Consider the following 22,734-nt stretch of genomic DNA (forward strand, 5'->3'; position numbering starts at 1 on the left):
GCATATTATAGGCACAGGTAGCACAAAACACCATGCTTAAGAACAGCATATTTTAATATGTTATTGAACCGTCGCTGTTAATTTAATCTGTCCATCACTTGAAACCATTTCCATTTTTTCAATACTTAAGCCCATTTGCGCAAGTTGGGTTAAAAAGTTCGCTAAAATTGCATAATTCTGATGAGTAACAATAATTTGTAACTGCTCACCATTTTGTTGAGAAGTGACTGTTAAGCCTTGTTGCTGAGCTACTCGTTGTATCTTTTCCGATTGGCCTAACTCAAGTTCATTCGCTGGTTTCATGGTAACTGCATTACTCTGCATCCATACCATTAAATCTTTTAAATCATTTAACCGTTGTTGCTGTTGTTCTGCCAAGGAATGCATTTTCCAAAGTGAAGCACCCACAATGGCAACCACAACAAAAATTGTAGTAAAGACCACCATAACCCGCTCACGTACAGTTAAACGATCTAAATATTGAGTGACTTGTTCAATCCACTGGTCAAAGCGGTTTTGCAATTGAGTTATCATTTTCATTATTGTATTTTCACCACCCCAATTGCCCCACCACCATCGGCTTGAACATTACCTAGCTCTGCTTTGAATCCCTGCTGATTAAGTTGCTGTGTTAAAGCTTGCAAATCATCTGCCGACTTTGCTTTTAATGCCATAGTTAGTGTTGAAGCATCATAATTTAACTGCTGAGCTAAAATTTGTCTTTGCATTAAAATAGGTCCAACACGGCTCAATAAAGAAAGTGCTTGTGTATCGCCTTGCTTACTCATGCGTAAATGACTTTCAAATTGGCTTTTTATATTTTGCTCATTTACCCGACTTGAAGGACCAAACCAATATTTATATTGCTCGACCGTCTGTTCGGCGGTTTGATTAGCCACATTTCTTAACTTTATCCAACGCAAAAAATCATAACTAAACTGGACCACTATAATTGCTAAAACAATAGCGGCACACGCTTTCCAATAACCAGAAACCGTGTGCTCTTGCCCTTTAGCTTTAGGCAGAACATTAAAAGGATGCTGTTTAGGTTTATCTACGCCCTGAAATTGATAGATAAATTCAGAATGATGCTCGGCATCTGATGCTGCCACCAGACTTTCGAGTTGCTCTGTTGTTAAACCACTATATTGATAATGAGCTTCGACTGGTTGAAACTCCAAAAACAATGCTAAGTCATCTAGCGAATTACCCACCCATTTACTTTCACGCACAAGTAATTTCTGGTCAATATTACATAAGACCACTTGCTGCTCTTGAGGTTCCGGTAAAATTAGAAAGTCCGGCAATAAAGCAACGAGTTTAATAGGCAGCAAAGCCATCGCATGCTGCCATGTTTCCACTGTTGTTTTTGCCACTCCCAATACGGTGAGTTGATCAGCATGAAAATGATGAACCACTTTCATATGATCAATAGGCAAAGTTACAAATTCTTCAAGCAAATATTTAACACCATCTGCCCCTAGTTGCTTGTAATGAGACTTTGCCATGTGCTGCTGGAGTATCTGAGCATGGCGACTAGGGAAAAAGATGACAGCTTCTTTTCCTTGATGTAATTGCAGGTCTTGTATTAATTGATCAAGACTTGCTGCCTGCAACCAGTTTTCTCCGTTAGACCAATGCCATATTCCATTGGTTTCAGGCATCCATAAATACAGCATAATGGGCTAAATGACCTTTTTAATTATATTGTGGGTATAAAACTATTTTTTTGTGTTGATAAACCAGTTGCAATAACAGCCTGATCATAAATTCGAGCTTCGGCAAGTGCAAATGGATTAAAGTTTTCATGTGTTAGTAGTTCAGCAATATGCCCTACCACGTTCATATGACACACGACTACAATTGACTCATAAGGAACCTGAGACAACCACTCAACTGCTTCTTTGGCATTATCATCCGGTTTAATTTTATCGCATAACAACACAGGAACATCTTTAAAATAAGCTTGAATATGCGCCAATGTCTCTTGAGCACGCAATAAAGGACTCACTACAAAAATATCAGGCTTAACAATATCTTTTAAAAATGTTGCTGTGTGCTCAGCTTGAGCATGCCCACGAGCGGTAAGTGGACGCTTAGTGTCATTACCATTCACTGGAGGAGCGGCTTCCCCATGACGAACCAATGTCAGTTGCATAAATATTCCTTGTTAATAATTCTTGCATTATAACCGTAATTTATGACATTTCTTCTTCAGACTTCATGATGAGGTAAAACAAACTCAACATCACTACGGTGTCCATTTTTCATAAGAGATAAGGCAATATTTAAAGGTGGCGCACCCTCAAAAATAACCTCATATAAGGCATTGGTAATAGGCATATATACGTCTAGTTCTTCTGCTTTACCACGCACCTGAACAATTGTATTAATTCCTTCAGCGGTTTGCCCCAACTCTTTACTCGCTTGGTCAAGTGTTTTACCTGAACCCAAAGCATAACCAATCTGATAATTACGGCTTAAAGGACTATTACAGGTTGCAAATAAATCACCAACACCAGATAAACCTAAGAACGTTAGCGGATTTGCCCCTTGTTTGACTGCAAAACGACTCATTTCGGCCAAGGCGCGCGTTAAAATCATACTCTTGGTATTTTCACCAATCTTGTAAGCAGCACCAATTCCCATTGCAACTGCATAAATATTTTTAAGTGCTCCCCCTAGTTCAACACCATGCACATCATCACTACCAAAAACTCGGAATAAAGCACTATGAAGAGCATGCTGCACAGCATAACGAACTAATTCAGAATCACTGGCAATAACAGTACCAGATGGCATACCAGCCATAATCTCCTTAGCGAGATTTGGTCCAGATAACACACCATAAGGAACTTCTGGCAATTCTTCACGAATAATATCGCTCATGAAGCTAAAAGTTTTAGCCTCGACGCCCTTCGTTAGAGAGACAACCGCTTGTGCCGTAATAAAAGGCGCAATTTGTTTTAATACATCACGAAATGAATGACTAGGAATTGCCACCAAAATAATATCTCGATCACACACGGCTTGTTCAAGGTCAGACACAGCGCGTAATGATGACTCTAAAACAAAGTCTGGCAAATAACGTTTATTAATATGGGTTTTATTGATTTCTTCTGCTGTTTCGGCATCACGAATCCAGATCATGGTGTCGCAACCATTACGTGCAGCTAAATTGGCCATCGCCGTACCAAAGCTCCCTCCACCTAACACAGTAATACGTAATGCTGTTTTTTTATCAACCGCAACAGGTTCCACTAAATCTGTAAACTTAAATTCAGCCATGCTTTATTATCCTATTTCTTACTTTTGAGGCTCGTTAAGCCTGCCAAACCTTTACAAATTCTTTACTTTCAATCTCTGCACGCGGTGCAATCGCTTTAGCTGCTGTGCCCACATAAATAATACCTGAAATTAAATCATGTGGTTGCAATCCTAAATGCTGTTTTAACCAATTTGATTCAACAACCGCGCCACTACGCCACATGGTGGAAAAGCCTTGAACTTGTAAAGACAATAAAAGGTTCTGTACGGCAGCCCCTGTACTTAAAATCTGTTCAAAATGCGGAACCTTAGGATGGTCTTGCAATTGCGTAAGCGCTAAAATGAGTAAAGGCGCACGGAAAGGATGTTGCTTAACTCGTTCAAGTTGCGCGGAGTCAGTTTCACCCAAATCAGCCAGTGCTTTTGCTAAAACCTCACCAAATGCAGCACGTTGTTCAGCCTCGATAACAACAAAACGTGTTGGTTTAAGTCTATGATGGTCAGGAGCAGTTAAAGCAGCTTGAAAAGCCAACTCTAATTGATCTGCATTTGGTGCAGGCTCAATCAATTGACCAATAGATTGACGTTGGTGAATATTCTGATGAATTATCTGTGTTGCTGAATCCGTCATTAATATTGATCTAACTCAAAAAATTCAAAATAGATTAGCATAATCTACAGATAATCCACCATTGTATCTAGAACATAAAAACAACGAGCTCATGCTTTGACATTTTTTTAAGACAAAACATCAAAACTAATACAACGTCTTCAAAGTCAATGAGAAAACTTGTGTTCAAATAGTGAGATCTTTTGACGATTAACGATATTAGGTGAAACATGAAAAAAATAATTTTAGCGAGTGCGTTGAGTAGTGTTGTTTTATTACTAGGAGCTTGTGCCACTACCCCTAAAAACACCTTGGCAGTTCAAAAAGAAAATAATCAATTTGAAGTCACAGGCATTGGTAAAACAAATCTAATTGCAAAAAATAATGCGATTACTGCCGCTCAAAAAACTTGTTCAAAAAATACTACGCCCGTTGTTGTAGATGAAAAAACAACATACAACGGTGTATTAAAAGATGTAGTGAGCGAGAAAACAGGCCAAATGGTTGAAGCAGCAGCTGGTGTGATTGGCACATTAACTGGTAAAAATGCATCTCTAGCAAAAGATGATGATTATCAAACAACACTTACTTTCTATTGCAAAATTAATTAATCAAAAAAAATCCCAATCAAATGATTGGGATTTTTTTATTAGCAATAACCCTCTATACGGGTTAATGGCAATTTCTTACCAATTGCTTTTTCAATTTCCGGCAAGTAAAAAGCATCATCTTCTGAAAGAAAACTAATACTTACACCTTGTGACCCAGCACGGCCTGTACGACCAATACGGTGCACATAGTCGTCTGACTGCTCAGGTAAGGTATAGTTAACCACATGAGATACGCCATCGACATGAATACCACGGCCAGCAACATCAGTTGCGATCATGATGTTATTTTTACCCTGCTTAAACTGGTCTAACATTTTTAAACGTTTATCTTGAGCAATTTCACCTGAAAGCATCCCGACCCGATATCCATCTCTCTTTAAATGGTCATAAAGACGGCGTACTTGATCACGTCGATTAGCAAAAATCATGACTTTATCGATAGGCTCTTCACGCAAAATATCTTGTAGCAAACGATATTTATCTTGCTTAGCTACTACATAAACACGTTGCTCAACATCGTTATTGGTTTTTTGCTCAGGCTCAATTTCAACAGTGATTGGTTCAAACAACCATTGTCTCGCCAAATTAAGCACGTCATAACTGAAAGTAGCCGAGAACATGAGGGTTTGACGTTCTTCCTTACGCGGGGAATAACGCACGATACGTTTTACAGAAGGAATAAAACCCATGTCCAATAAGCGGTCTGCTTCATCAATGACCAAGAATTCAATTTGATCGAGCCAAACTTCTTTTTGTTCTACAAAATCAATTAGACGCCCAGGCGTGGCAACCATGATATCGACAAAATTAGCATCTAGCTGTTTCTTTTGCTTATCAAAATCTACACCACCTAATAGTGTCACGACGTGTAAATCTGAAAATTTTGTGAGTAACTTCGCATCGCTTTCAATTTGCAATGCCAATTCACGAGTAGGCGCCAAAATCAAGGCACGTGGCTCACCACGAAAGCGCTGCTCTTGAATCGGGTTATGTAACAAGTCATTAATTACACTAATCAGGAAAGCAGCAGTTTTACCTGTTCCTGTTTGTGCTCTACCAATTGCATCATGCCCGCCCAACGTATATTTTAAAACCTTTTGCTGAATCGGGGTCATTTGCTTAAACCCTAAAGCATCAATCGCCTTTTTAAGTTGCGGATGTAAATTCAAGGTTTCAAAACCAGATGTCATAAATACGTGCTCTAACAAACAATCTCTCTAATGAGAAGATCATTATAAACAAAAACGCCCCAATTCAAAAATTGGAGCGTCCGTGATTCATCAAAAGATGAATTAGTCTAAAGGCTGAACGTTCTCAGCTTGAAAACCTTTTTGACCTTGTACTACACTAAATTCTACGCGTTGGCCGTCACGTAAAGAACGGTGACCATCACCAACGATTGCACGGAAATGAACGAATACGTCGTCACCGCCGTTACGTTGAATAAAGCCAAAACCTTTAGTGTCGTTAAACCACTTTACTACGCCTTGTTCGCGAGCTGTCATAAGTCAATCCTCAGATGTTGAAAAAAGGACCTTCCGGTGTTGCAAACAGCAGAGCAAACAAGTTTTTAAAATATTTATAATCTTAAAGCTTGTAATCATTCTGTGAAACTATCAACAATTTCCGGTTACATCCATTTGTTATAGGATTTTCAAACCAATTTAAGTGTGCGGTAAATCCTAAAACGGTTCGAGCTTACCACGGGTTTATGACAATTAATAGAATTTTTTTCAATTATTCCCCGTATTTTTAGTCCTTTTTTTAAACAGCTTATTACAATATTTTTTATAGGTAATTGCTTGTTTCTTCTTTTATAAAATGTGCGGTGTTTATAAAAAAATTTGTTAGAATAATCTTTTTAGTTGTTTTGATGATGAATGACCAACACTTCTTCTACTACAGCACTTATTGAAATTAATGCCTTGGGCCAACCTTGTCCGATGCCTTTATTAATGCTTAAACGCGAACTCAAAAAAGTATCGGGTAAACAGCTATTTTTATTAAAATCTTCTGACCCCCATAGTGAAATAGATGTAACTCGTTACTGTGGTTTACATCATTTTATGTGTCAAACCACACATATATCCGAAAGAGAATTTCACTATTTAATTGAAACTCAATAATTCTTTGATAAACTAAAAGATTAGAAATTGCATAAAATTTTACATTTCTCTACCCAATTTTCCTTAATTATGAAGCTGATTCAAACTAAGATGAATTTATTGGTTATCCCATCCGATCCTATAAGGAGAAATCATGAGTGACAGCAGCAATCAATTGATGCCCCTGTCATTGTCTGCGCCCGGTGTAAACCTTGGTGCATATATCAGTACTGTCAATCAGATTCCTATTTTAACGGCCGAGCAAGAAAAAGAACTTGCTGAACGTTATTATTATGACCAAGATCTTGATGCCGCAAAAATGCTGGTAATGTCGCATTTACGTTTCGTCGTTCACATTGCGCGCAGCTATGCAGGTTATGGCCTACCACAAGGCGACCTTATTCAAGAAGGTAATTTAGGCTTAATGAAAGCCGTGAAGCGTTTCGACCCAAATATGGGCGTGCGTCTTGTATCTTTTGCCGTCCACTGGATTAAGGCAGAAATTCACGAATACGTTATCCGTAACTGGCGTATTGTCAAAATTGCAACGACCAAAGCACAGCGTAAATTATTTTTCAATTTACGTAGTTTAAAAAAATCGAGTAAAAAATTAACGCTCGAAGAAGCTCAATCGATTGCGAATGACTTAAATGTAACTGCAGAACAAGTTCTGGAGATGGAAGGTCGTTTAACCGCTTATGATGCTGCTTTCGAAGCTCAAGGTGACGACGACGATGACACCCCACATACTGCACCGGCATTGTATCTTGAAGATAATCGCTATGATCCAGCCCGTTTAGTCGAAAATGAGGACTGGGAAGAGCAAAGTACATCTGCCCTACATAATGCAATGGATCAGTTAGATGACCGTTCGCGTAATATTTTACAACGTCGTTGGTTAGATGATGACAAATCTACTCTCCACGAGTTAGCGGCCGAATATAATGTATCAGCAGAACGTATTCGCCAGCTTGAAAAGAATGCAATGGAAAAAATTAAAATTGCCATGTCTGCAAGCTAAAATAAGTTTAAAAATAAAAGGGCGATTAGCCCTTTTGTTTTATCTGGCTATGTTTAGCCAACCCAATCTATGATAACGTTGCCCTTCATTATTCATTTGCGTTTTTTGTTATGTGGATTGCCATTTCAGCCCTTAATCTTGCCTTTGCAGTCATGTTGGGTGCTTTTGGAGCACATGGTCTTAAAGCTCATGCGAGTCCTGAGCAACTTGTTTGGTGGCATACTGCAACCGACTATTTTTTTTACCATGCTTTAGGTCTCTTAGCACTTGGTATTTTAAGCAAAGTTATCCTTACGCTCCCCATTAAATTGCCATTCATATTGATTCAGATTGGTATTTTATTCTTCTGTGGTTCACTCTATATCATGGCGCTTGGATTACCGAGAATTTTAGGGGCAATTACCCCAATTGGTGGAGCATTTATGATAGCTGGATGGCTCGTTTTGGCTTGGAATGCCCTCAAATACGCAAAATAATTGGAATGTGATCATGCAAATTTATTTAAATGGCGAATTAACGGACACGCCTTGTCAAAACCTAATGCAGCTCATTCAGGCTTTGGCACTTGAAGGAAAAAGATTTGCGGTCGAATACAACCAGCAAATTATTCCAAAAAGCAAATTAGAGCAGATTTCTATCGCTCAACATGACCGTATCGAAATTATTCACGCTGTTGGCGGCGGCTAAGTCGGAGTTATCCATGCAAGACACCCCTCTCATTATTGGTTCACGTTCTTTTCAATCTCGTTTATTGGTAGGAACTGGCAAATATAAAGACTTAAATGAAACAGATTTAGCCATTCAAGCGAGTGGTGCAGAAATCGTTACTGTTGCAATCCGCCGTGTGAATATTGGACAACATCCAGATCAGCCAAATTTACTCTCTGTCATTCCGCCAGAAAAGTATACAATTTTGCCAAATACCGCAGGTTGTTTTGATGCTGATAGCGCAGTACGTACTTGCATGTTAGCGCGTGAACTTCTAGACGGTCACAACTTGGTAAAACTTGAAGTTTTGGGCGATGAAAAGACCTTATATCCAAATGTAACCGAGACTTTAAAAGCGGCTCGTACTTTGATTGATGACGGTTTTGAGATTATGGTTTACACCTCTGATGACCCGATCATTGCTCAAGAACTTGAAAGTATGGGTTGTGTTGCGATTATGCCTTTAGGCAGTCTCATTGGTTCAGGTTTAGGAATTTTAAACCCGCATACTATTTCAATTATTAAAGAAAATGCAAAAGTACCAGTTTTGGTAGATGCAGGCGTTGGTACAGCAAGTGATGCAGCTATTGCAATGGAACTTGGTTGTGATGGGGTATTAATGAATACTGCGATTGCAGCTGCTCAGAATCCTATTTTGATGGCTTCTGCAATGAAAAAAGCTGTTGAAGCTGGGCGTGAAGCATTTTTAGCAGGTCGCATGCCACGTAAACGTATGGCAAATGCGAGCTCACCAGAAACAGGTTATTTCTTTAAATAATTTATTTCTAAGGAATCACTGATTTTTCAGTGGTTCCTCCCCCTCATATAACCATTTTTAATTTTCTAAAAGTTTTAAAATCTGTATCGCTTTATTCAAATCAACAGATCTAAATTTTTATATTTACTTAGGCTATGCCTAATATCCTCTGTAAATTTTGCTTTGCTCTTAACCCAAAATTCTGTTGAAAATAAGTCGTCTGATAAAGTGGGTCTGACTGATAAAAATGCGCTAGAACTTCTTTTCTTTTGATTGAATATACTTCCGGATCGACCCAAGCATATTCCTGCTGGATTTGCTGTTCATATTGCATAAAACGTTCTGGAGTTGCTGCCAAAATAGCTAAATCAATATCCAATAAAAATTGCAAATCTAACTCATCAGTCGGTACATGTTTTTGCGTGGCAAGAATCCACTGCTTTATTTTCTGAACGGTATTTACTGGTAAATCTTGAGCCATACATTGCTCAAAGAGTTCAGCACTTTTAAACTCATTATCTTTAGCTTGTGGGTTATAGATCGCATCGTGGAACCAGAGAGCCAACGCAACAGCATACGGATCATTTAATTGAGAACGAATCGCCTCAAGCAAACTCAAACATTCATATAAATGTTGAACAGTATGATAGGCCCGTTGCTTTTCACTATAAGCAGCGGTGAGTATATTTAAGATTTTTTGTGGCTCAGAAAAATGATAATGCTGATGCAGCTCAAACCAAACATGTTCCAGTTTTAATAAGTAAAGCTGCATCATCATATATTAACCACGCTCAGGATTATTGCTCATCGCGTTTAAATACTAGCTCTTTTGCTGATGAGTTTTCAGCATCAAAGTAGTATCCATCGGTGTTGAACGCTTTAATATCTTCAGCTTTATTTAATTGGTTTTCAATCATAAAACGAGCCATTAAACCGCGTGCTTTTTTCGCATAGAAACTAATGACTTTATATTTGCCATTCTTCTGGTCAAGAAAAACAGGCTTCACAATTTCAGCCTTAATTTTCTTCTCGTTGACCGATTTGTAATACTCATCTGAAGCTAGATTTACAAGTAACTCAGATTTAATTGCCGCCAAGTCTTCATTAATCTGGTTCGTGATAATTTCACCCCAGAACTCATACAAATTATGACCACGTAAATTTTTTAATTTAGTGCCCATCTCAAGACGATAAGGCATCATTAAATCTAAAGGACGTAATAAACCATATAAGCCAGATAGCATACGTAAATGCTGCTGTGCAAAATCAATATCTTTATCTTTTAAATGATAGGCATCCAAACCTGTATACACGTCCCCTTTAAATGCATAAATCGCCTGACGAGCATTTGAAAAATCAAATTCGGGCTTCCAATCTCTAAATCGGTCTGCATTTAGTGTGGCAATTTTTTCACTCACACTCATTAAATTAGCAATTTCGGAAGCAGAAAGTTTTTGGCAAACATCAATTAATTGTGCTGAGTGTTCTAACAAGCGAGGCTGAGTAAACTCATCTGTAGGTAACGCTGTTTCATAATCTAAAGTTTTTGCAGGAGAAATTAAAGCAAGCATAGACAACCTGAAAAAATTATTCTTAATCCCAACTATAACAGTAGATATTTTTTAATGCTAACTCGTGTTTTCAATGACGACTATCGGTAAAATAGCATCACGTATTGTTATTTAGCGGTTCTTATATGTCTGAGCAAACTTTCATCCAGGGTCCAGTAGGTAAAATTGAACTTTTCGTTGACCGCCCTGAAGGTGAAATCAAAGGCTTTGCGGTTGTTTGCCATCCGCATCCATTGCAAGGTGGAACCCCTCAACATAAAGTCCCCGCCCTTTTAACCCAAATCTTTAATGAATATGGCTGTATTGTTTATCGCCCTAGTTTCCGTGGCTTAGGCGGCAGTGAAGGTATTCATGATGAAGGTCATGGCGAAACCGAAGATATTTTAGCCGTAATTGAACATGTTCGTAAGCTACATGAAGGCTTGCCATTTTATGCAGGCGGCTTTAGCTTCGGCTCACATGTTTTGGCAAAATGCTTTGCACAGCTTAATCCTGAATTACGACCAGTACAGTTAATTTTGTGTGGTTTACCAACGGCTACCGTAGTGGGTTTGCGCCACTATAAAACTCCAGAAATTCAAGGTGATATTCTACTCATTCATGGTGAGCAAGATGACATTACCTTGCTTTCAGATGCAATTGTATGGGCAAAACCTCAAAAGCACCCAATTACGATTTTACCGGGCGCTAACCACTTCTTTACAGGCTATTTAAAACAGCTTCGCCAAATCATTACACGCTTTATTATTATGAAATAAGCAGTAGTTTGATGGACATAGATTGAGTCTATGTCCATCATTTCATAAGCCCTGTAACTACTAAAAATTATTCCAACTTAATCCAAAACGGGCCAAATATTTTTTCACTCGATCACTATCGTTCGTTGTATTACGTTGTTGACGAGACACCGAAAAGAGTTGTCTTCCCACCTCTGCCATTGATTTTGAATTTTCACAAACTTTAAGTACCCCACGTAATTGAATCTGGTCAAATTCATCTATTTGCTCTAATTGCTCAGAACTCAAATAGTTCAATAGAATGTCTGCGTCTCTATTTCCATCATTGCAAGATGCGGTCTGAATAAGCCAAAGTTGCTTTAACCGTTGAATTTCTTTTTCTACAGTTTCACGGCGAATTAACTCACCTTGCGATAAAGTTGCTAAACGAGTCACGCTCGCGGCTAGATCTCTAAAATTTCCTTGCCATGATGCATCTGCTGATTTAGCAAATTTTAAATACATTTCTAAAGAATCACGTTGAAAACGCAATTGTCTTTGATGAATTGCTGCAAAACGTTGTAGCTCAAATTCAATATTGGGTGCAATATCTTCTACACGGTCTTTTAAATTTGGTAAAAAGAATGTCCATGTATTCAAACGAGCCCATAAATCTTCACGAAAACGGCCAGCTTGAACCTCATTACGCAAATCACGGTTAGTACCAGCTATTAGTTGGAAATCGGCCTGAATTTCCTTATCACTTCCAACTGGAAAGAAGCTTTTGTCTTCAAGCGCTTTAAGAAGCATTGCTTGTTCATCAAGCCCTAACTCACCAATTTCATCTAAAAACAAAATGCCTTGGTCAGCACTTTTTAGTAGACCAGCGCGAGAAGCAGCTGCTCCTGTGAATGCACCTTTTATATGACCAAATAAAGTGGACATGGCACTATCACCGCGTAAGGTCGCACAGTTAACATCAATAAAACGACCGCTTAATTGAAATTTATCTTTCTTTAACTGAAAAATCTGTTTTGCCAAATGAGACTTACCAACACCTGTTGCACCCATAATTAAAATAGGCGCACTAGAGCGGGTTGCAACTAATTCAACCTCCTCAATAAGCTGATTAAAGGCTTTATTATGAGTAGAAATATTTTCTTTAAGTTGTTGCCAATTTTGCTTTTGTTCATCATCGAATCGCTGTTTTAAAACATCGTATCGAGATAAATCCAGATCAATAATTCTATATTCACCTTCTGGGGTCTTTTGTTGATTAGGTGAACTCTGAATAAGTTGAGCTGGCAAATAATGTGCATCGACCAATAAATACCAACAAATTTGAGCAACATGTGTTCCCGTAGTGATATGCAATAAATAGTTATTTTTTTCGACATCAAACGGATAGGTTTTTACAAAATCATAAAGTGCCCCATACACCTCTGCAAAATCCCAAGGATCTTTAATACTGACCTTATGTCCAGAAATCTGTGTTTGTGGAGAAATTTCTTTTGCGTCTGCTGCTATAGATTTAACTAAATTATGATGTTGTCGATCATGTAAAAGCACCAATTCATCTACAAGCAAATCTTCATGCATTAACAGGCTAATTGTAGGACGCCAACGCTGCCAGCGATCTGGCCTTCTTCCCTGATCAAGTGTAGAACCGACAAAGCCAATAACGACTGTTTTCTTTGCATCCGCCATAATTTCTATAAAATTTTATAAGTGTCTATAATATACAATACGCATTTGACTAAAAAATTCCAAGAATATGCTTCATTTTACTTTTTTAGGCACATCTTCAGGTGTACCCACCCTGACACGTAATGTCTCAGGATTAGCAGTTCGTAACAGTAAAAATAAGGACTGGATTTTAATTGATGCAGGAGAAGGTACACAGCACCGCATTCAACAAGCCAAGCTTTCCTTACAAAACCTAGTTGCCATTTGTATTACACATGCTCACGGCGACCATTGTTATGGTCTAGTTGGTTTACTTGCAAGTGCAGGCATGAATGCTCGTACTAAATCATTAATTGTGATTGCGCCAAAAGAAATTCAACAATGGTTTGAAATCACCGCGCAACTTACAGACTTACACTTACCCTATTCACTGCAATTTATTGATGTGAATGAAGCAACTCAGCCACAACAGATCACCGATGAATTCATTGTTCAAGCACACCCACTAAGCCATCGTGTTCCAAGTTTTGCTTTTAGCATTTATATCAAATCTATTCACAAGAAATTAGATACCCAAGCTCTAAATCAGCTTGGCGTACCTCAAGGCGATATGTGGGGCCATTTAAAACGAGGCTATGATATTGAATTTGACGGACAAACTTTAAAAGCTCAAGACTTTATCAAAGTTCAAAACCAGCAAATTCATGCAGTTATAGGTGGAGATAATGACCAACCTGAACTGTTAGCAGACGCTTGCAAAGATGCTCAACTACTTATTCACGAATCAACTTACTTGCAAACAGTTTTAGATAAAGTAGGAAAAGGTCCAATGCATAGCTCAGCAAAAATGGTGGCTGAATTTGCAGAGCAGCAATCTCTGGGTAATTTAATTCTGACGCATTTTAGCCCTAGACATCAGGATAAAGCTGGACAGCACGCTATTATTGAAGAAGTTCGCCAGTTTTATAAAGGTCATTTTTATTTAGCAAATGATTTTGATGATTTTACTTTAAACGAAGCTGGACAGCTTTTAAAAGTCGATAAAAATCGTAAAGCCCATTAAAAACATATATCCAAAAAGATATTTAAATATATTTTTAGATATATATTAAACATTAAAATCTCCAATAAAATTAATCACACAGAGAAATTAATTATTTTTATATATTATTTTCAATAACTTATATTTTAATTAAGTGCTTTTTAAAAAAGTTGGCACACTCAGTGCAATAGTACAAAGCACACAACATCATTGGGATATTGTGAATAACACCTGCCTGCAAACGCTTGGCAGGCAGGCTTTGAAAGGAAAAGAAAATGTCTGTCATTGAAGAAATTAACCAACAAGCTCAATTTGAACAAAAGCAGCAAGAACGTGCTTACCAAGTTCTGCAAAATGAAAAAACTATGCCAGTCAAAATGTGGACTAAAGGCGTGCTTGTTGATGACAACTCAAAACAACAATTATTGCAAACTGCTCAAATGCCTTTTATTTATAAATGGATGGCTGTAATGCCAGATGTACACTTCGGTTTAGGAGCAACTATTGGTAGTGTGATTCCAACCAAAGGGGCAATTATTCCTGCTGCTGTGGGTGTAGATATTGGTTGTGGAATGATGGCAACCCGTACAAGCTTAACTGCTTCAGATTTACCAGATAACTTACATGCTCTACGTACTGAACTAGAACGTTTGATCCCACATGGAATGACTAAACGCGGGCGAGATCGTGGGTCATGGGAAACTCCACCAGAAATGGTAGATCAAGCTTGGGCGGATTTGGTTGCAGATTTTGAATACATTTGTGCCAAACATCCACGTTTGAAAAACACCAATAACCGCAAGCATTTGGGAACTTTAGGTACAGGAAACCACTTTGTCGAAATCTGTTTAGATGAGCATGATCATGTTTGGATTATGTTGCACTCAGGATCTCGTGGTGTAGGAAATGCTATCGGTAATCATTTTATTGAGCTTGCACGTAAAGATATGCAGAAACATTTCATTAACTTACCAAATAAAGATTTAGCATACCTAGTCGAAGGCACTGAACATTTCGATGATTACTGGTTTGCTGTAGGTTGGGCTCAACGCTTTGCGATGAAGAACCGAGAAATCATGATGCAATCTGCAATTAAAGCCTTGGCTACGATTGTACCAAAGCCTTTTCAGGCACGTTTGGAAGCAGTGAACTGTCACCATAACTATGTAGAAAAGGAAGAACACTACGGTGAAGAAGTCATGGTCACCCGTAAAGGTGCAGTACGTGCGCGTCTAGGTGAATACGGAATTATTCCAGGCTCAATGGGTGCAAAGTCCTTTATTGTACGTGGACTTGGAAATCAGGAATCTTTCTGCTCATGTTCGCATGGCGCAGGCCGTGTTATGAGTCGTACTGAAGCAAAACGACGTTTTACTGTGGAAGATCAGATTGCACAAACTGAAGGTGTGGAATGCCGTAAAGATGCTGCAGTTATTGATGAAATTCCTTCTGCATATAAGCCGATTGAAGATGTAATGAAAGCTCAAAGCGATTTGGTTGAAGTGGTTTATACATTAAGACAAGTGGTTTGTGTGAAAGGATAGAATTATGAATGCTAATGATTTTGAAAATGCATGTATATCTTTAGATATAACAAATGATGATTTGCCCAAATACCCAAATTCTGAAAATGTTAAAACTATGATTTATGAAAAAAGAATTGACAAACAACTAAAGATTTCACATAGGTTACTCAATTTAGCTATTGAGATCTCTGAATGTAGCAAAGGTGACATGTTGAGTAATTAACCTTATTTATGCAAAATTACATTATTAAGGTTAATTACTCATTTTAAAACTTGCTTAGATTTAGCCAAAAATTCAAACTCAGATATAAATCTAATTTCTAGAAGTATGTTTGAGGGAGGACTATACTTTTTCTATTTATCTCATGATCCGAAAAAAATTAGAGAGTGGCGACTTTATTCTTGTGTTGAAGCACTAAAATTTATTACTTTAGCCGAAACAAACGGAGAAGATATTCCACACGAATTATTTGAACAACTAAAACCTTATCAAGAGGAAATGGACAGAACTTTCAAAAAACAAGATGGGAAATACTACTCATCTTGGAAAAAAGGGATGTCCATTAAAGATATGGCGTTAAAAACACCAAAATTCGAAAAATTGTACCACGATTATTACGTCCCTCTTTCAGACTACCATCATTGGGGTTTATCTTCTTTAGCTTACCATTATCAAATGACTGAGGATAAATTAGATGTAGAACCCTTTCAAAGTTCAGCATCTTTAGAAATGATTAGTAAATCTGTTGACCTTGCAAACTCAAGCATTTATTCACTACTCGAAGCTTCGATCAATGTTTTTAATATAGTTCAATTCAATAATGAACTCGAACAAATTATGAAAGATTTTTTGAACATTCCATTTGCAAAAAAATTGGATTAATCACATGAAACTCGCAGAAGCACTTTTACTTCGAAGCGATCAACAAAAAAAGCTCGCTTCGTTAAAACAACGAATTAATGCCAATGTATTGGTACAAGACGGTGATGAACCTAGTGAAGATCCAAATGAACTCATCAAACAGGTATTTGCTTTAACTCAGGAAAGCAATCAATTGATTTATCGTATTCATCTAACCAATGCTCAAGCAAAGTTAGAAGATGGAAAAACGTTATTATCACTACTGAGCTTAAGAGATAGTTATGCTGAACAGCATAAGATCTTAATAGATGCGATTGCCAATACACATCGAGAACCTGATCGTTATAGCTCACGTGAAATTAAGTGGAAGAAAGTCATTCCTGTTTCTAGCTTACAAAAGCAGGCTGATGATATCAGTGCGAAACTCCGTGACTTAAACATCAAAATTCAAGCTGCCAACTGGCAAATTGATTTAATCGAATAAACAATAGATTTTGTGGAATCATTTTCACAATCAAAGTTTGGGCATACTGGGCGAGTACAAGATCCCGCGTTACTCCGATCTGAGGGATTGAAAATAATTCAGGCGGCTATGGCAGCATGTGAGCCGTGCATCGATATTCACTTATCAGGCTCAGCACTATGCACCTTGTAAACCTTTGTCGAAAGCAAAGTTACACGTTACTTCGCACCACCATGTACTGACAGTATGTTCATTAAATTAGAAAATAAGGAAAATAGAAGTGAATAAAGCTTTGGCAAATATGCCAACAACCGTTCAACTTGATGGCTCACAAGGTGAAGGCGGTGGGCAGATTTTAAGAACTGCCCTTGCCCTTTCAATGATTACAGGTCAGCCTTTTGAATTAATTAATATACGCTCGGGACGTAAAAAACCAGGTTTAATGCGCCAACATTTAGTTTGTGTACAGGCATCTCAACAAATTAGCCAAGCTTATGTTGAAGGTGCTGAATTACACAGCCAACGTTTATATTTCGTACCTCAACATGTTCAAAGTGGGAAATATAAATTTCAAATCGGTTCCGCAGGTAGTACAACACTGGTTTTACAAACGCTTCTACCTGTTTTGTTATTACAAAATGAAGCTAGTGAACTCACCATCTCAGGGGGTACACATAACCCGCTTGCACCAACAGCAGATTTTATTGAACACTGCTTTTTACCTGCTCTAGCGAAACTTGGCATTAACGTCGATTTTAAATTAAACAAAGCAGGCTTCTTTCCTATTGGTGCAGGTGAAATTCAAGTTACGATTCAGCAGTGGCAACATCGCAACAAACTAAATTTATTAGATCGTGGTGCTTTGCAATGTACTGAAGCGTTTGCAGCAGTATTAAATCTTTCAGAAGAAGCACAAATTGCACAACGTGAATTAACTACATTAAGTAAAAAGCTAAATTTAAGCTCTCAGCAGCAATTTCAGCTGAATGGAATCAGCCAAGGTAATACAGTTTACGTAAAAGTCACCCATCAACATCACACTCAACTGTTTACAGCTTTAGGTGAAATGCGAAAAAGTGCAGAACAAATTGCCAATCATTTGGCTGAACAAGTGAAGCAATATACGGAATCTAATACTGCTGTGGATGAGTATTTAGCAGATCAGTTGTTATTGCCTTTGGCCTTAGGTCAAGGTGGTGAGTTCACCGCACAATGTATTAGCGAACATACTCGCACTCAAGCAGCTATGATTGAAAAATTTATTGATTGTGAAATCAAATTTATCGAGTTAGGTACAAATCATTTTCATGTAAAGGTCAACGTTTAAGAAGCTCACTAATGAGCTTCTTATTTCTAAAAAATTACTCTACAGATGCCAAAGCCGTCACCAACAACTTCCAGCAATTATCTACAGTATCAACTTTTACTCGCTCACCCGGTGCATGTGCACCTTGAATATCAGGTCCAAATGAAACCATCTGTAAATCTGGATAGTGCTCGGCAATAATCCCACACTCCAAGCCTGCATGAATTACTTTGAGATTGGGCTCAATGTTAAACGCCTTTTGATAGGCTTGTTGTAAGCACTTTAAAGCAGCCGAATCTGGATTTGGCGTCCACCCCGAAACCAACGGCGTGAGTGTAGAAGCGATATTAAATTGACTAAAATGCGCCTGAATTTTCTTTGCAAAATCTTCAGCTTCTTGGTTCACCATTGAGCGGACCATTAAGACAGCTTTTCCACCCTCTCGATTTAATTTTACAACCCCAATATTATTTGAAGTCTCAACCACATCTGGAAGAGCTTGACTCATACTTGCAACGCCGTATGGGCTTGTTGCCAAAGCTTGCAACCATTCGTTTTGCTGCTGTTGAGCAATCACTCCCGTCACGTCAGCGCTATTCGGTTGAATAGTTAATTGTAGATTGTCATCAATACCCTGTAGCTGTTTTTTCCATGTCGTTTGATATTCAGCAAGTAATTTTTCTAGTTCAGGTAATTGGTTAAATGAAATTGCAATGGTTGCTACAGCTTCGCGAGGTAGTGCATTACGAGCTGAACCACCACCAAACTCAACAAGTCTTCCACCAAGCTTTGCTAAATACTCATTTAAAAAGCGGGCCAGAATAACATTGGCATTGCCACGTCCTAAATGAATATCTACACCAGAGTGACCACCTTTAAGGCCAGCAACCTGAATGTTTACAATGGTCAAGTTTTCAGGGATTTTTTCATAATTAAGTGGCTGCTCGACTTCAACATCAATACTACCAGCACACCCCAGATATAACTCGCCCCACTCTTCTGTATCAATATTAAATAACCATTTGCCTTTTAGCACACCTGCCTGTAAAAGGCGCGCACCACTCATGCCTGCTTCTTCATCAACTGTTAAAAGAACTTCAATAGGACCATGAGCAATATCACTTGAATCTAATACTGCCAAAGCTAAGGCTACCCCAATGCCATTATCAGCGCCTAAAGTGGTGTCTTTGGCAATTAACCAACCATTCTCAAGCACTGGACGGATCGGGTCTTTAAAGAAGTCATGTACAGTACCTGTGTTGGCTTGTGTGACCATATCTAAATGGCCTTGAAGAATGACTCCAGATACATGTTCTTTACCTACAGTCGCATTCTTGCGGATAATCAAATTACCCACTTCATCTACATAAGTTTCTAAATTTCGACTTTCAGCCCAGTTTTGTAAAAACTCACGAAGTTGCTGTTCATGCTTTGATGGACGAGGAATAGTGCAAAGTGTTTGAAAATGCTGCCAAACAACTTGAGGAGATAACGCTGCAATATCAACTTGTGTCATGAAAACCACACTCTAATTATGTAAATATCTTAATAATTTCAATATACACAACACATTAAAGATAGGTAGAGATTTGAGTAAAGATTTTGTATTTTTATATTTAATTTAAACAGAAAGTACGACTTTTCTAAAAGCCGTACTTAATGAAAAAGTTTTAAGAATCGTTTTATTTAATTTTTCCATTCAAATGCTGAAAAGCTTTGATCGGCTTTCAAACTATTTTCAACAGCCTGCGCGAGCTGACGAATAATGCTTTGTGTTTCAATTTTCTCAAACCAGTCTTGTTCTTCATCTGGATTGGCAGAGATTTCACACATCAAATGCCCATCATGGTCTGTTTTTTGGCAAGTAATAGACAAGGGTAAAAGATGATTATCAATACTCACTTCTACTTTTTCATGTTCATGCACAATATGTTGCGCATCAAAGCCATAATGTCCCAATTGTTTAAATAATAGAGCCGCTACATATTCTTGGGTGATATGGCATTCATTTGGTGGATGATCAAGCACCCCATGTTGTGGGCAACTGGCAATAAATTGTAATTTTTTCATCCTTTGTCCTAACACTATTATCATTATCTGCGCTTAGCATAAGCAATAAACAAACAGCAGCCAAGCATTTAGCCCGCTGCTGCCGTTGCTATTGTGTTAGCAATTATAAAATGTGTTAGGTAAAAAGTTATTGGCTAACTTCAATCGTTAAGCCTGCACGATTCGCCAACTCAGTAAAAGTTGGGAAGCTTGTTGCAACTGTTTCAGTGCCCTGAATCGTAATCGGACCAGAATTACGAAGGCCTGCCATACTAAAGCTCATGGCAATACGGTGGTCATGGTGTGATTCAACTTCACCGCCAGTAAAAATTGGTGACCAATCGCCAGACTTACCCTTACCTTCAATAATGATGCCATCTTCAGTTGGTGTGCAGTCAATGCCCATGATTTTTAAGCCATCTGCCATGACCTGAATGCGGTCAGACTCTTTCACGCGAAGCTCTGCTGCACCAGTTAATACGGTCTGTCCTTCTGCACAAGCTGCTGCAATAAATAAAGCTGGGAATTCATCAATTGCTAAAGGCACTTGGTCTTCTGGCATATGAATGCCTTTAAGTGTACGCGAGCCTTTAATATGAATATCAGCAATAGGTTCACCACCAGCAATACGTTCATTTTCAACAGTCAGGTCAGCACCCATCTGTTTTAAAATTTCGATCACACCAGTGCGTGTTGGGTTAATACCTACAGCTTCCAGAACAACATCGGAACCCTCAGTAATTGCAGCACCCACCATAAAGAAAGCAGCAGATGAAATGTCAGACGGCACTTGAATGTCAGTACCTACTAATTTACCGCCACCAACAAGGGAAATTTTGTTGCCCTCAGTCTTAACATCATAACCAAATGCACGAAGCATACGTTCAGTATGATCACGAGTTGGCTCTGGTTCAGTGACCGAAGTTTCACCTTCAGCCCATAAGCCTGCAAGTAAAATACCAGACTTCACTTGAGCCGATGCCATAGGTAAATCGTATTGAATACCTTTTAATTGCTGAGCACCAGTAATGCTTACAGGTGGTGTGCCTTTTTCACCTGTAGTTTGAATTTGCGCGCCCATTAAACGCAATGGCTTAGCAATACGCTCCATTGGACGCTTAGAAAGTGAAGCATCACCTGTCATGACTGAATCAAATTTCTGTGCAGATAACATCCCTGAAAGCAAACGCATGCTTGTTCCAGAGTTACCCATATACAAAGCACTTGCAGGTGCTTTTAGGCCATGCATGCCTACACCATGAATGGTTACTTCACCATTTTTAGGGCCTTCAATGCTTACACCCATATCACGGAAAGCTTGCAAAGTTGCTAACGCGTCTTCACCTTCAAGGAAGCCAGTGACATGCGTAGTGCCTTCGGCAATAGCACCAAACATAATGGAGCGATGTGACACAGATTTGTCACCCGGTACGGTAAATTTACCTTTAAAAGTTTTATTTCCCGGTAAGATACTGAATTGCTGTGTCACCTTATTTTTCTCCATTAAAGGTTTTTTGGCTAACATATGATTGAAATGTTGACGGGCTGCCTGAGCATGGCCAAGCAACCCCATTAATGCATGAGAGTCTTCATTTTCAATCAATTTTCTAAGTACGGTAAGCTGCTTTTCGAAGCCATCTACAGCATTTAATATGGCTGTTTTATTGGCAAAGAAAATGTCATGCCACATTTGGGGATCACTAGCAGCAATCCGCGAAAAGTCACGAAAACCACCTGCTGCATAACGGAAAATATCGAAATTATCTTCACGGTTCGCAAGTTGCTCGACCAGATTAAATGCCATTAAATGTGGTAGATGACTCGTATGTGCCAGCACTTCATCATGCTTGGCAACATCCATACAAATGACTTCAGCTTTTGCTGCCGACCAAAGTTGAATCAGTTTATCAACAGCCCATTCTGCACTTGTTGGTAACGGCGTTAAAATCACTTTATGATTTGCAAATAAGTCAACTTTACCCGCGTGAACGCCTGTATGTTCACTACCCGCAATAGGATGCCCTGGCACAAAACCTTCTGGTAAATCTGTCCCAAATACAGCTTTTGCTGCATCAACGACATTACCTTTTGTACTTCCCACATCGGTTAAAATTGTGGTTGCTGACAAATAAGGTTTAATTTGCTCAAGCACTTTTTGCGTAGCGCGCACTGGCAAGGCTAAAACGACTAAATCTGCCCCTTTCACAGCTTCAACTGGATCAGAAAATCCTTCGTGTATTAAGCCAAGTGATTTTGCATCTTCTAAAGTTTTATGTGAGCGTGTAGATGCCACAATAGTTGTCGCCAACTTTTCTGCAACAATAACACGAGCTAAACTCGACCCGATGAGTCCTAAACCAATAAATGCAACTTTTTTAAATAGGGGTTGTGACATAACTTCAACTTTGCTTTTGCTCAAAGATATTTAAACCAT

General features: G+C 38.6%; 26 protein-coding genes. 13 read left to right on the forward strand and 13 right to left on the reverse strand.

Translation table 11 applies throughout. The annotated features are described in order from the left end of the window. Nucleotides 1-60: 60 nt before the first annotated feature. The 5 genes from AC07M3_RS11790 to AC07M3_RS11810 are packed head-to-tail and all read right to left on the reverse strand — an operon-like array spanning nt 61 to nt 3,898. Complete coding sequence (locus AC07M3_RS11790; RefSeq protein WP_092706174.1) at nt 61-540, reverse strand: type II secretion system protein M; 480 nt, start codon at nt 538-540, stop codon at nt 61-63. Beyond that, nucleotides 540-1,679: a type II secretion system protein GspL gene (gene gspL, locus AC07M3_RS11795; RefSeq protein ID WP_494567381.1), complete on the reverse strand. Its 1,140-nt coding sequence runs from the start codon at nt 1,677-1,679 to the stop codon at nt 540-542. The genes AC07M3_RS11790 and gspL overlap by 1 nt, the downstream gene beginning before the upstream one ends. Before the next feature lie 23 nt (nt 1,680-1,702). Next, entirely contained in the window at nt 1,703-2,158 is a 456-nt protein-coding gene (locus tag AC07M3_RS11800) for a SixA phosphatase family protein (RefSeq protein WP_494567382.1), read from the reverse strand. A 56-nt stretch (nt 2,159-2,214) separates the two neighbouring features. After that, nucleotides 2,215-3,288 (reverse strand): NAD(P)H-dependent glycerol-3-phosphate dehydrogenase, encoded by a 1,074-nt coding sequence (locus AC07M3_RS11805; RefSeq protein ID WP_003650743.1) that lies wholly within the window; start codon nt 3,286-3,288, stop codon nt 2,215-2,217. A 34-nt stretch (nt 3,289-3,322) separates the two neighbouring features. Further along, nucleotides 3,323-3,898 carry a nitroreductase family protein gene (locus AC07M3_RS11810; RefSeq protein ID WP_003650741.1) on the reverse strand — a complete coding sequence of 192 codons (576 nt, stop codon included), beginning with the start codon at nt 3,896-3,898 and terminating at the stop codon, nt 3,323-3,325. Nucleotides 3,899-4,107: 209 nt separating this feature from the next. Here AC07M3_RS11810 and AC07M3_RS11815 point away from each other — a divergent pair, with 209 nt between their 5' ends. Beyond that, nucleotides 4,108-4,488 (forward strand): hypothetical protein, encoded by a 381-nt coding sequence (locus tag AC07M3_RS11815; protein WP_005046134.1) that lies wholly within the window; start codon nt 4,108-4,110, stop codon nt 4,486-4,488. A 38-nt stretch (nt 4,489-4,526) separates the two neighbouring features. On the opposite strand, the gene rhlB is transcribed toward AC07M3_RS11815, so the two are convergent. Further along, the gene (gene rhlB / locus AC07M3_RS11820) at nt 4,527-5,678 is read right to left on the reverse strand and encodes an ATP-dependent RNA helicase RhlB (protein WP_003650737.1); all 1,152 of its coding nucleotides are present in this window, start codon (nt 5,676-5,678) and stop codon (nt 4,527-4,529) included. A 102-nt stretch (nt 5,679-5,780) separates the two neighbouring features. Next, nucleotides 5,781-5,993 carry a cold-shock protein gene (locus tag AC07M3_RS11825; RefSeq protein WP_000126912.1) on the reverse strand — a complete coding sequence of 71 codons (213 nt, stop codon included), beginning with the start codon at nt 5,991-5,993 and terminating at the stop codon, nt 5,781-5,783. A 375-nt stretch (nt 5,994-6,368) separates the two neighbouring features. Between AC07M3_RS11825 and AC07M3_RS11830 the strand changes: the two genes are divergently transcribed. The 5 genes from AC07M3_RS11830 to AC07M3_RS11850 all read left to right on the forward strand — a co-directional run bounded on the left by AC07M3_RS11830 (nt 6,369) and on the right by AC07M3_RS11850 (nt 9,100). Continuing rightward, a complete protein-coding gene (locus tag AC07M3_RS11830; RefSeq protein ID WP_004643450.1) occupies nt 6,369-6,614 on the forward strand; it encodes a sulfurtransferase TusA family protein in 246 nt (81 codons plus the stop codon). 133 nt (nt 6,615-6,747) lie between these two features. Then, entirely contained in the window at nt 6,748-7,614 is an 867-nt protein-coding gene (gene rpoH, locus AC07M3_RS11835; protein ID WP_003650733.1) for an RNA polymerase sigma factor RpoH, read from the forward strand. Between the two features lie 110 nt (nt 7,615-7,724). Then, the gene (locus AC07M3_RS11840) at nt 7,725-8,090 is read left to right on the forward strand and encodes a DUF423 domain-containing protein (RefSeq protein WP_003650731.1); all 366 of its coding nucleotides are present in this window, start codon (nt 7,725-7,727) and stop codon (nt 8,088-8,090) included. Between the two features lie 13 nt (nt 8,091-8,103). After that, nucleotides 8,104-8,301 (forward strand): sulfur carrier protein ThiS, encoded by a 198-nt coding sequence (gene thiS, locus AC07M3_RS11845; protein ID WP_003650729.1) that lies wholly within the window; start codon nt 8,104-8,106, stop codon nt 8,299-8,301. A 13-nt stretch (nt 8,302-8,314) separates the two neighbouring features. Beyond that, nucleotides 8,315-9,100, forward strand: coding sequence for a thiazole synthase (locus tag AC07M3_RS11850; RefSeq protein WP_005039404.1), 786 nt, complete (start codon nt 8,315-8,317; stop codon nt 9,098-9,100). Nucleotides 9,101-9,227: 127 nt separating this feature from the next. On the opposite strand, the gene AC07M3_RS11855 is transcribed toward AC07M3_RS11850, so the two are convergent. Both AC07M3_RS11855 and yaaA read right to left on the reverse strand, forming a co-directional pair. Continuing rightward, nucleotides 9,228-9,857: an HD domain-containing protein gene (locus AC07M3_RS11855; RefSeq protein WP_494567383.1), complete on the reverse strand. Its 630-nt coding sequence runs from the start codon at nt 9,855-9,857 to the stop codon at nt 9,228-9,230. 19 nt (nt 9,858-9,876) lie between these two features. Next, nucleotides 9,877-10,650, reverse strand: coding sequence for a peroxide stress protein YaaA (yaaA, locus tag AC07M3_RS11860; RefSeq protein WP_494567384.1), 774 nt, complete (start codon nt 10,648-10,650; stop codon nt 9,877-9,879). A gap of 125 nt (nt 10,651-10,775) precedes the next feature. On the opposite strand from yaaA, the gene AC07M3_RS11865 reads away from it, so the two are divergent. Then, on the forward strand, nt 10,776-11,408 hold the full coding sequence (locus AC07M3_RS11865) for an alpha/beta hydrolase (protein ID WP_309949269.1): 633 nt from the start codon (nt 10,776-10,778) through the stop codon (nt 11,406-11,408). 60 nt (nt 11,409-11,468) lie between these two features. Here AC07M3_RS11865 and rtcR read toward each other — a convergent pair whose 3' ends face one another. Beyond that, the gene (rtcR, locus tag AC07M3_RS11870; protein WP_494567385.1) at nt 11,469-13,073 is read right to left on the reverse strand and encodes an RNA repair transcriptional activator RtcR; all 1,605 of its coding nucleotides are present in this window, start codon (nt 13,071-13,073) and stop codon (nt 11,469-11,471) included. Nucleotides 13,074-13,140: 67 nt separating this feature from the next. Here rtcR and AC07M3_RS11875 point away from each other — a divergent pair, with 67 nt between their 5' ends. From AC07M3_RS11875 to rtcA, 6 genes are all read left to right on the forward strand, one after another. After that, a complete protein-coding gene (locus AC07M3_RS11875) occupies nt 13,141-14,115 on the forward strand; it encodes a ribonuclease Z (RefSeq protein ID WP_494567386.1) in 975 nt (324 codons plus the stop codon). A 254-nt stretch (nt 14,116-14,369) separates the two neighbouring features. Beyond that, nucleotides 14,370-15,638, forward strand: a complete 1,269-nt coding sequence (locus tag AC07M3_RS11880) for an RtcB family protein (RefSeq protein WP_068526844.1) — start codon at nt 14,370-14,372, stop codon at nt 15,636-15,638. Nucleotides 15,639-15,642: 4 nt separating this feature from the next. Continuing rightward, nucleotides 15,643-15,843, forward strand: coding sequence for a hypothetical protein (locus AC07M3_RS11885; RefSeq protein WP_494567387.1), 201 nt, complete (start codon nt 15,643-15,645; stop codon nt 15,841-15,843). Nucleotides 15,844-15,876: 33 nt separating this feature from the next. Further along, the gene (locus tag AC07M3_RS11890) at nt 15,877-16,503 is read left to right on the forward strand and encodes a DUF5677 domain-containing protein (protein ID WP_494567428.1); all 627 of its coding nucleotides are present in this window, start codon (nt 15,877-15,879) and stop codon (nt 16,501-16,503) included. Nucleotides 16,504-16,507: 4 nt separating this feature from the next. Then, nucleotides 16,508-16,966, forward strand: coding sequence for a DIP1984 family protein (locus tag AC07M3_RS11895; RefSeq protein WP_336236616.1), 459 nt, complete (start codon nt 16,508-16,510; stop codon nt 16,964-16,966). 259 nt (nt 16,967-17,225) lie between these two features. Continuing rightward, the gene (gene rtcA / locus AC07M3_RS11900; protein ID WP_494567388.1) at nt 17,226-18,272 is read left to right on the forward strand and encodes an RNA 3'-terminal phosphate cyclase; all 1,047 of its coding nucleotides are present in this window, start codon (nt 17,226-17,228) and stop codon (nt 18,270-18,272) included. Nucleotides 18,273-18,306: 34 nt separating this feature from the next. Here the strand turns inward: rtcA and AC07M3_RS11905 are convergent, their stop codons facing one another. From AC07M3_RS11905 to AC07M3_RS11915, 3 genes are all read right to left on the reverse strand, one after another. After that, a complete protein-coding gene (locus AC07M3_RS11905; RefSeq protein WP_494567389.1) occupies nt 18,307-19,767 on the reverse strand; it encodes an aminoacyl-histidine dipeptidase in 1,461 nt (486 codons plus the stop codon). A 170-nt stretch (nt 19,768-19,937) separates the two neighbouring features. Then, on the reverse strand, nt 19,938-20,321 hold the full coding sequence (locus tag AC07M3_RS11910) for a hypothetical protein (protein ID WP_004643460.1): 384 nt from the start codon (nt 20,319-20,321) through the stop codon (nt 19,938-19,940). Nucleotides 20,322-20,448: 127 nt separating this feature from the next. Continuing rightward, a complete protein-coding gene (locus AC07M3_RS11915) occupies nt 20,449-22,695 on the reverse strand; it encodes a bifunctional prephenate dehydrogenase/3-phosphoshikimate 1-carboxyvinyltransferase (RefSeq protein WP_494567390.1) in 2,247 nt (748 codons plus the stop codon). Nucleotides 22,696-22,734: the final 39 nt, after the last annotated feature.

This window comes from Acinetobacter sp. GW821-FHT09D10 (genome assembly GCF_059416285.1).

Coding starts and splice junctions, on each gene's coding strand:
- rtcR (WP_494567385.1), bottom strand. CDS start 13,073: ATGGCGGATGCAAAGAAAACAGTCGTTATTGGCTTTGTCGGTTCTACA.
- AC07M3_RS11840 (WP_003650731.1), top strand. CDS start 7,725: ATGTGGATTGCCATTTCAGCCCTTAATCTTGCCTTTGCAGTCATGTTG.
- thiS (WP_003650729.1), top strand. CDS start 8,104: ATGCAAATTTATTTAAATGGCGAATTAACGGACACGCCTTGTCAAAAC.
- AC07M3_RS11810 (WP_003650741.1), bottom strand. CDS start 3,898: ATGACGGATTCAGCAACACAGATAATTCATCAGAATATTCACCAACGT.
- AC07M3_RS11875 (WP_494567386.1), top strand. CDS start 13,141: ATGCTTCATTTTACTTTTTTAGGCACATCTTCAGGTGTACCCACCCTG.
- AC07M3_RS11865 (WP_309949269.1), top strand. CDS start 10,776: ATGTCTGAGCAAACTTTCATCCAGGGTCCAGTAGGTAAAATTGAACTT.
- gspL (WP_494567381.1), bottom strand. CDS start 1,679: ATGCTGTATTTATGGATGCCTGAAACCAATGGAATATGGCATTGGTCT.
- AC07M3_RS11895 (WP_336236616.1), top strand. CDS start 16,508: ATGAAACTCGCAGAAGCACTTTTACTTCGAAGCGATCAACAAAAAAAG.
- AC07M3_RS11825 (WP_000126912.1), bottom strand. CDS start 5,993: ATGACAGCTCGCGAACAAGGCGTAGTAAAGTGGTTTAACGACACTAAA.
- rhlB (WP_003650737.1), bottom strand. CDS start 5,678: ATGACATCTGGTTTTGAAACCTTGAATTTACATCCGCAACTTAAAAAG.
- rpoH (WP_003650733.1), top strand. CDS start 6,748: ATGAGTGACAGCAGCAATCAATTGATGCCCCTGTCATTGTCTGCGCCC.
- AC07M3_RS11815 (WP_005046134.1), top strand. CDS start 4,108: ATGAAAAAAATAATTTTAGCGAGTGCGTTGAGTAGTGTTGTTTTATTA.
- AC07M3_RS11910 (WP_004643460.1), bottom strand. CDS start 20,321: ATGAAAAAATTACAATTTATTGCCAGTTGCCCACAACATGGGGTGCTT.
- AC07M3_RS11885 (WP_494567387.1), top strand. CDS start 15,643: ATGAATGCTAATGATTTTGAAAATGCATGTATATCTTTAGATATAACA.
- AC07M3_RS11880 (WP_068526844.1), top strand. CDS start 14,370: ATGTCTGTCATTGAAGAAATTAACCAACAAGCTCAATTTGAACAAAAG.
- AC07M3_RS11855 (WP_494567383.1), bottom strand. CDS start 9,857: ATGATGATGCAGCTTTACTTATTAAAACTGGAACATGTTTGGTTTGAG.
- AC07M3_RS11915 (WP_494567390.1), bottom strand. CDS start 22,695: ATGTCACAACCCCTATTTAAAAAAGTTGCATTTATTGGTTTAGGACTC.
- AC07M3_RS11800 (WP_494567382.1), bottom strand. CDS start 2,158: ATGCAACTGACATTGGTTCGTCATGGGGAAGCCGCTCCTCCAGTGAAT.
- AC07M3_RS11905 (WP_494567389.1), bottom strand. CDS start 19,767: ATGACACAAGTTGATATTGCAGCGTTATCTCCTCAAGTTGTTTGGCAG.
- AC07M3_RS11790 (WP_092706174.1), bottom strand. CDS start 540: ATGAAAATGATAACTCAATTGCAAAACCGCTTTGACCAGTGGATTGAA.
- AC07M3_RS11830 (WP_004643450.1), top strand. CDS start 6,369: ATGACCAACACTTCTTCTACTACAGCACTTATTGAAATTAATGCCTTG.
- AC07M3_RS11850 (WP_005039404.1), top strand. CDS start 8,315: ATGCAAGACACCCCTCTCATTATTGGTTCACGTTCTTTTCAATCTCGT.
- yaaA (WP_494567384.1), bottom strand. CDS start 10,650: ATGCTTGCTTTAATTTCTCCTGCAAAAACTTTAGATTATGAAACAGCG.
- AC07M3_RS11805 (WP_003650743.1), bottom strand. CDS start 3,288: ATGGCTGAATTTAAGTTTACAGATTTAGTGGAACCTGTTGCGGTTGAT.